The 6,826-nt window shown below is 77.0% G+C and carries 6 protein-coding genes; all 6 read right to left on the reverse strand.

Going from position 1 to position 6,826, the window contains the following annotated elements:
* Nucleotides 1-1,962: tetratricopeptide repeat protein (locus MNZ29_RS23175; RefSeq protein ID WP_374110856.1), on the reverse strand; the 1,962-nt coding region annotated here is incomplete at its 3' end.
* 282 nt (nucleotides 1,963-2,244) lie between these two features.
* Nucleotides 2,245-2,910 carry a hypothetical protein gene (locus MNZ29_RS23180; protein ID WP_242341498.1) on the reverse strand — a complete coding sequence of 222 codons (666 nt, stop codon included), beginning with the start codon at nucleotides 2,908-2,910 and terminating at the stop codon, nucleotides 2,245-2,247.
* The gene (locus MNZ29_RS23185; protein ID WP_242341499.1) at nucleotides 2,910-3,431 is read right to left on the reverse strand and encodes a DUF4956 domain-containing protein; all 522 of its coding nucleotides are present in this window, start codon (nucleotides 3,429-3,431) and stop codon (nucleotides 2,910-2,912) included. Before MNZ29_RS23185 ends, MNZ29_RS23180 begins: the two co-directional genes overlap by 1 nt.
* Nucleotides 3,419-5,122 (reverse strand): dTMP kinase, encoded by a 1,704-nt coding sequence (gene tmk / locus MNZ29_RS23190; RefSeq protein ID WP_242356954.1) that lies wholly within the window; start codon nucleotides 5,120-5,122, stop codon nucleotides 3,419-3,421. Before tmk ends, MNZ29_RS23185 begins: the two co-directional genes overlap by 13 nt.
* Before the next feature lie 3 nt (nucleotides 5,123-5,125).
* Entirely contained in the window at nucleotides 5,126-5,812 is a 687-nt protein-coding gene (locus tag MNZ29_RS23195; protein WP_242341574.1) for a VTC domain-containing protein, read from the reverse strand.
* Nucleotides 5,813-5,819: 7 nt separating this feature from the next.
* A partial coding sequence (locus MNZ29_RS23200) for a porin (protein WP_242356956.1) occupies nucleotides 5,820-6,826 on the reverse strand: 1,007 nt, incomplete at its 5' end.

Here is a 6,826-nt window from a genome sequence, read left to right on the forward strand (position 1 = left end):
GGCTCGCTCGGGCTGGGCGGCGTCGAGCCACAGCGCGCCGAGCCGGGCCGAGAGCGCGCGCCGCTCGTCGCCCGCCGCCGCGTCGCGGCGCTGCTCGAGCTCGTGCGCGAGCTCCACCTGCTGGCCCGCGCGCGCCATGCAGGCCTCGAGCGCGGCGGTCGCCCCGCGGTCCTCGAGGTCGAGCTCCGAGAGCGCGCGCCAGGCCCCCACCGCCTCCTCGGGCTTGCCGAGGTCGCGATCGAGGATCTCCGCCACGCGGCGGAGCAGGGTCTTCCGCGCGCGGAGGTCGTCCTGCACCGCGCTGGCGGCGGCGCGGTAGGCGCGCACGAGGTCGAGGTAGGCGTCGGCGCGCGCGGCGGCGCCCTCCATCGCCTTGCGCGTCGCGGCCCGCGACGGGTCGAGCGCGAGCGCGCGCGAGAGCGTCCGGAGGGCGTCCTTCGGCCGGCCGAGCCGCTCCTGCTGGACCTCGGCGAGCCGCTCGAGCAGCCGGATCCGCTCGGCGCGATCGCGCTCCAGGCCCACCGAGGCCTCGAGCACCTGGGCGAGCGCGGTCCACTCGCCCGCGTCCGCGAGCAGCGGCGCGAGCGCCGCGGCGGCGGGCGCGTGGCCGGGATCGGCGCGGAGCGCCGCCTCGAGGTGGCGGCGGGCGCGGGCGGGATCCTCGAGCCGCTCGCGGGCGAGCTGCGCCGCGCGGACCCGCAGCGGCGCGTGCGCGGCCTTCGGCGGCGCAGCGGCGAGGTGCCGCTCGAGCGTCGCGAGCGCCTCCTCGAACCGGCCTGCGTCGGCGTGGTGCTCGAAGGCCTGGAGCGCGGCCGCCTCGCAGGCGGGATCGAGCGCGAGCGCCTTCCCGAGCGCGTCGAGCGCGCTCTCCGCGTCGGCGAAGCGGATCACGTCGACGCGCGCCATCTCCAGGTGTAGCGCCACCAGGGCGGCGCGGTCGCGGGTCTTGGTCGCGAGCCGCGCGAGGGCGTCGGCGTGCGCGCGGTGATCGCCCTTCTCGGCGTGCACGCGGGCGAGGAGGTCGAGGGCGGCGGGATCGCCGGGCAGGAGCGCCCAGGCGCGGTCGAGCCGCTCGAGCGCGCGCTTCACGCCCTCGGGATCGTAGGCGAGGTGGAGCTGGGCCAGGCGGAGCTGGAGCGCGGCCGCCTCGCGGCGATCGCGCGCCTTCGGGACGCGCGCCTCCAGCGTGCGCGCCTCGTCGCGCCACGCGCGCGGGAAGGCCCGCAGGCGCTCGCGGATCTCCGGCCCGCCGGGCGCGGCCCGGTCGAGCGCCATCGCCTCGATGACCGCGTCGGTGGCGAGGCCGTGCTCGAGGGGCTCGTCCACGAGCCGCGCGGCGAGGAGGGCGTACTCCGCGGCGAGCGTCGGCCCGTCCGCGCCCGCGTCCCGCGCCTCGTCGAGGAGCCGCTTCGCCTGCGCGAAGTGGCGGAGCGCCGCGAAGCCGGCGACGCCCCGGGCGCGCGCCTCGGCCAGCCGCGGGTCCTGGCGACAGGCGCGCGCGTACAGGAGCGCCGCGCGATCTCTCCGCCCGAGCCGCTCCTCGTGCAGCACGCCGAGCCGCAGGGTGAGCCGCGCCGCCTCGGCGGGCTCCGCCGCCCCGGCGGCGCGCTCGAGGACCGCGGCGAGGGCCGGCCAGTCCTGGCGATCCTCGAGGAGCTGGGTGAGCGCGGCGAGCGCCCCCGGCTCGGCCGGATCGGCCCGGAGGAGCTGCTGGTAGAGCTCCTCCGCCCGGGCCACGTTCCGGAGCTTCGTCGTCGCGAGCGCCGCCGCCTTGGCGAGGAGCGGCGCGCCGGGCTCGGGGACGAGGCGCGCTCGCCCCTCGTACAGCGAGACGAGGTCCTCCCAGCGGGCGTCCTGCTCGTAGAGCGCCTCGAGCGCCTCGAACGCGGCGGGATCGCCGGGCGCGGCCTCCAGCGTCTCGAGGTGCGACCGGATCTGCTCGTCCAGGGAGGATGCGCTCAAGGTGGGTACGCTCGGCGAGAGGAGGGCCCGGGAAAGCGCCGACGGCCCGGAAGTATAGGGCTCGCCTCGCGAGGGGGTCAACGTTACTACCGCCAGAATTCCCAGCCCTTACGGGCGGTTGCCTACATCGGCGCCGCGATATCGGCGCGTATCGCCGCCGCGACGCGGCGCTCGGCGTCCCGTGCCCTCGACTCGAGCTCCCCTGGACGACGGCCGCTCGAGCGAGGTCTTTCGTCCTTGCGGCGCCGTCGCGGAGTGAGGATTCGCGAGGCGTGCACGCCCTCACGGCGCGGGCGTGTAGGCGACGAGCTCCTCGGTGCGCTCGCCCTCCTCGCGGACCTTCCCGACGTCGGGTGCGAGCCAGTAGGTGCGGTCGCTGCCGATCTTGTCCAGGCGGACGCGCGCGACCTGCAGGCAGGTGAAGGTGCCCGCAGGCACGGTCACCTGCACGTCCTTCGCGATCACCGTGAACCGGTAGGTCTGGTTCTTCTCCGTGAAGGTCCCGTCCGCGTGCTCCTCGTGCTCGAGCACGGTCGCCTCGTACACCGAGCCGACCGGCGCCGACGCGGAGAGGGTCTTCGGCGCGGCGGGGGACCAGGTGGTGGTGCGCACGAGCAGGCCGGCCTTCCGGTCCTCCTCGCGGGCGCGCAGGACGAAGCCGTCCTTCTCGACGAGCCAGCCGCGCTCCTCCTGCGTGGGCTCGGTGTCGACCACCAGGATCGCCGACGCGGTGGACCCGGGCACCTGCTGCGGGCCGACGACCTGGACCGTCTTCTCGAACGGCGCGTCGCGGAGCGGATCGGTGACGCGGTACCGCCAGCTCGCTCCGGTGGCGAGCGGCGCGAGGTTCTTCTGTCCGGAGGGGGTCGGCGTCGGGTCGTTCGTGATGGCGCCCCCGCCGCAGGCGGCGAGCGCGACGGCGGCGAGGGGGAGCAGTCGGCGAGGCATCAGGCGATCTCCTTGGAGGGTGCGGGCGCCGGGGCGGGCCGGATCTCGAGCGGCGCCTCGGATCGGCGCGCGTCGGCCTCGGGGGCCGCCGGCGCGTCGGGGACCTTGAACAGATCGAGCCCGGCGAGGAGCACGCAGGCGAACGCCGCGCCGGAGAAGGCGAGCGGGAGGCTGCCGTGACCGCACGCCATGCCGAGCCCGATGACGAGGAAGAGGACGGCGGCGTCGCGCGGGTCCTTGAGGCCGGAGCGGAACCGCACGAAGCTCCCGAGCCCGACGAGCCCGAACGCCTTCGCGAGGCTGTTGCCGATGACGATGGTGATGATCGTGGCGGCGACGCAGAGCAGGATCTGCGCCTGCGCCATCTCCGGGCGCGGCGGCCGCCGGCCCATGAGGTAACGCCACGGGCGCAGCGCGAGCACCGAGCCGATGAGGAGCGCGGCGGCGAACCGCGGCGCGAGCTCGCCCACCTGCAGCGCGGCGAGGTCCACCTCCGCGGACGCCGTGGTCAGATCGAACATGCCGCCTCCTCCTGCCCCACCGGTGCCGCCGCCGCGGCGGCGAGCGCCGCGCGGGAGAACGCCGCGTGCGCGTTGCGCAGCACCGGGAGGCTCGCGGGCGCCGCGCGGAGCGCCCGCGCCACGAGCGCGCGGCCTCGCTCGCGGAGCGCGAGCTCGCGCAGCGAGGACACCGCGGTCGTGGGCCACAGCTCCGCGCCGGCCTCCCGGAGCGCCCAGGCGCGCGGATGGTCCATGCCATCCACCGAGTCGAGCGCCTCCTTCGTCGCGGGCAGCGCCCGCTCGCGCAGCGCCCACGCGTACGGTGCGTCGATCCCGGTGAGCGAGCGCAGCACGCGCTTCGCGGCGTGCTCGAAGAGCCGCTCCCGCAGCTCGCGCGACACCGGGCCGTCCACCTCCGCCGTGGAGCGCAGCGCGGCCAGCCGATCGCGGTCGGCGAGCGCGACCCGGAGCGCGTCGGCGCGCGGGCCGGCGAGCCCGGCGAGGCTCCGCGCGACGGGGAGCACGAGCTCGCGGTGCAGCCCCTCCCCGCGGAGCGCCCAGGCGTCGGGATCGTCCACGGCGCCGAGCCCGTCGAGGACCGCGCCGATCGCGCCGCGCTCGAGCCCGCGCTCCCGCAGCTCCCAGGCGGCCGGCGTGCCGTTCCGGGCGAGCCCGGCCAGGGCCGCCTCGGGCGCGGCCTCGAACAGGAGCTCGCGGAGCGCCATCGCCTCCGGAGAAGGGTCGTCGCCGAGGCTCGCGAGGACGTCGCCGGGAGCCCCTCCGGCGAGCGCGCGCCGGAGCGCGAAGGCGCCGGGATCGGCGAGCCCCTGGAGGCTCCGCGCGACGAGGCGGGGCGCGCGCGCCGCGAGCGACACGCGCAGCGCGTGCTCCGCGGCGCCCGGGATGCCGGCGAGGAGGAACGCGGCGAGGTGCGGCTCCGGCCCGGCGAGCGCGGCGATCGCGGCGCGGAACCGCTCGCCGACGCGCTCCGGCGAGGCCTCCGCCTCGAGCGCGGCGGCACGGGCGCCGGCCGAGGCCCGGCGCGCCCGCGCGGCGTGCGTGGTCCTCGGCGCGAGGCGCGCGAGGATCGCGTCCGTCACCTCGTCGGCCAGCGCCGCGAGCGGCCGCCCCTCGTTGGACGCCACGATCCAGCGCGCCGGGTCGTGCTCGGCCTCCGCCCGGAGGTGCCGCCGGACGCGCACCTGCAGGCCAGCGCCGGCGAGACCCTTCCGCGACTCGGCGTCGCCGTCGCGGCCCTCGAGGATCTTGCCGATGCGCTTGCGGAGCCGCGCCAGGTCCGGATCGACGTCGACGAGCACGACGAGATCCGGCCACGTGCCGCCCGCGCCGACGCGCACCGCCGCCTCGACCTCGTCCCGCGGCAGCCCACGCCCCGCCGCGGAGAGCGCGACGAGCGAGTGGAGGCTGCGGTCGGCGACGACGAGCCGGCCGTCCGCGAGCGCGGGCCGCACGATCTCGTCGAGCTGCTGCGTCTCCCGCGCGAGGTTCAGGAAGAGCTCGGTCCGGGCCGACATCTCGAGCAGGCGCGCGTCCCGCGTCAGCTCGCGGACGCGCCGCGCCACGCCGGACGCGAGCACCCCCTTCTCGCGCGCGTGCAGGACCTCGTGACCGGCCGCCCGCAGCCGTTCGCAGACCAGGTTCGAGAGGGTGGTCTTGCCGCTGCCGTCGATGCCTTCGAAAGAGACGAACACCCGTCATGCCCCCGTGGAGCGGTCGTCGGCGCCGCGCCCGATCGCCGCCGCGAACTTCGAGTAGGTCGTGCCGCGCGCCCGGCCGAGGTGAGCGAGCCACCGCGGCAGCCCCTCCGGCCCGAACTTCAGCTCGACCACGACGCGCGGCTCGGCCCCGAACGCGGGTCCGAGGGTGCCGTGCCAGGGCGGGGCCTCCGCCGAGAAGAGCGACCAGCTCGCCGCGTGGAACGTGAGGGCGTCGTCGAGCGTCACCCGCCAGTGCGCGGTGGCCTGGTACACGCGGCGCCGGTACGACGTCGCGACCACGGGCGAGAGCGCCCCGAACGCGGAGGCGAGCGAGCGGGCGACCACCCTGCGCACCTCGCCGCGGGGGAGCCAGATCCGCTCCTTGCTCGTGATCCCGGCGCGCTCCCGCTTCACCTCGAGCACCACGCGCCCGGGGGCGTCGCTCCGATCGGGCGCGTACGCCTTGGCGCGGACCTTCACGCAGTCGTCCGGGGAGGCCGCGGCGCGCAGCGCGAGCGTCCCGCGCGGCGAGTCGAAGTAGACCGACACGACGCGGCTCTCCAGCGGGGCGACGTACCGCGCGAGCGCGCCGGCGACCGACTCGGCCTCGTCCGGGTCGAGCAGGAGCTTGACCTCCCTGCGAAGGTTCGTGATGCCGGTCTCGGCGAACGCCTGGTTGATCATCGGGTCCTCAGAACCTCGTGGCGATCTGCATCGCCAGCGCGTTCCCGGGCACCTCGTCGCCGGGACGGCGCGCGCGCTCTCCCTGAACCTTCACCTTGAGTCCCTCGGTCCACGCCAGCACCGCCCCTGCGATGGCGGAGTACCCGACCCCGCGGGTCGTCCCGCGCAGCTCGAGCACCTCCGCGCCCGCGACGGGGGTCACCCGCAGCCGCCTCGCCTCCCCGAGCTTGAAGGTCCAGCCGACGAGCGCGGTCCCCGCCGTGAAGGCGCCGGCGTCGAGCTTCCCGCCGAAGCCCTCGACGCTCGCGTCGAGCGGCCCGCCGGAGAGCTGCGCGTACGCGCTCGCGGCCTGGCGCACCGGCACGAGCGGATCGCTCGAGCCTGCGCGGTACGCGGTCACGCCCAGCTCGAGGGGCTTCCAGGGGCGCGCGGACGCGCGACCGGCGAGGTCCTGCGCGCGGTTCTCCCCGCCGAACGCGCTCCGCTCGCCGGCGAACACCCCGCCGGCGAGCTCGACCCGGCCGCGCCAGGGGCGGATCCCGGCGGTCGCGCCGAGCCGGCGACCTCCGAGCTCGTTGTCCTTCACGAGGTAGCCGTTCACGAGGCCGCGATCGACGAGCGGCAGCTTCCAGCTCGACTCGAGCTGCCTGGCCGAGAACGGCGCCTTGAAGCGCCCGGCCTGCAGGCGCGTCGAGAACGGTCCGTCGAGGCGCGCGTACGCGTCCTTGATGGGCGTCTTCGACGCGACGTCCGCCTCGAGCACCGTGAGCACGCCGGGCAGGCGCGCCTCGATGCCGATGCGGGCGGAGGACATGTCGAGCCGGCGCGTCCAGTCGTCGCGCTCGTCGGCCGCGACGCCCATGTAGAGCCGCCCGTGCACCTCGACGTCGAGCGGCACCGTGATGCGCGTCCCCCGCGCCGGCTCGGCGGGAGTCTGGGCGGGAGGCGGCGCGGCCGCGGGCGGCGTCGGCGGCGAGCGCGGCACGCTCGCGAGCGGCACCGGCCTCGCGCGCG

Source organism: Anaeromyxobacter sp. SG64 (genome assembly GCF_022690745.1).
Taxonomy (GTDB): Bacteria; Myxococcota; Myxococcia; order Myxococcales; family Anaeromyxobacteraceae; genus Anaeromyxobacter; species Anaeromyxobacter soli.

Bases quoted from the DNA above. Each gene is read 5' to 3' on its own strand.
- MNZ29_RS23180 (WP_242341498.1), bottom strand. From the start codon at position 2,910: ATGCCTCGCCGACTGCTCCCCCTCGCCGCCGTCGCGCTCGCCGCCTGC.
- MNZ29_RS23185 (WP_242341499.1), bottom strand. From the start codon at position 3,431: ATGTTCGATCTGACCACGGCGTCCGCGGAGGTGGACCTCGCCGCGCTG.
- MNZ29_RS23195 (WP_242341574.1), bottom strand. From the start codon at position 5,812: ATGATCAACCAGGCGTTCGCCGAGACCGGCATCACGAACCTTCGCAGG.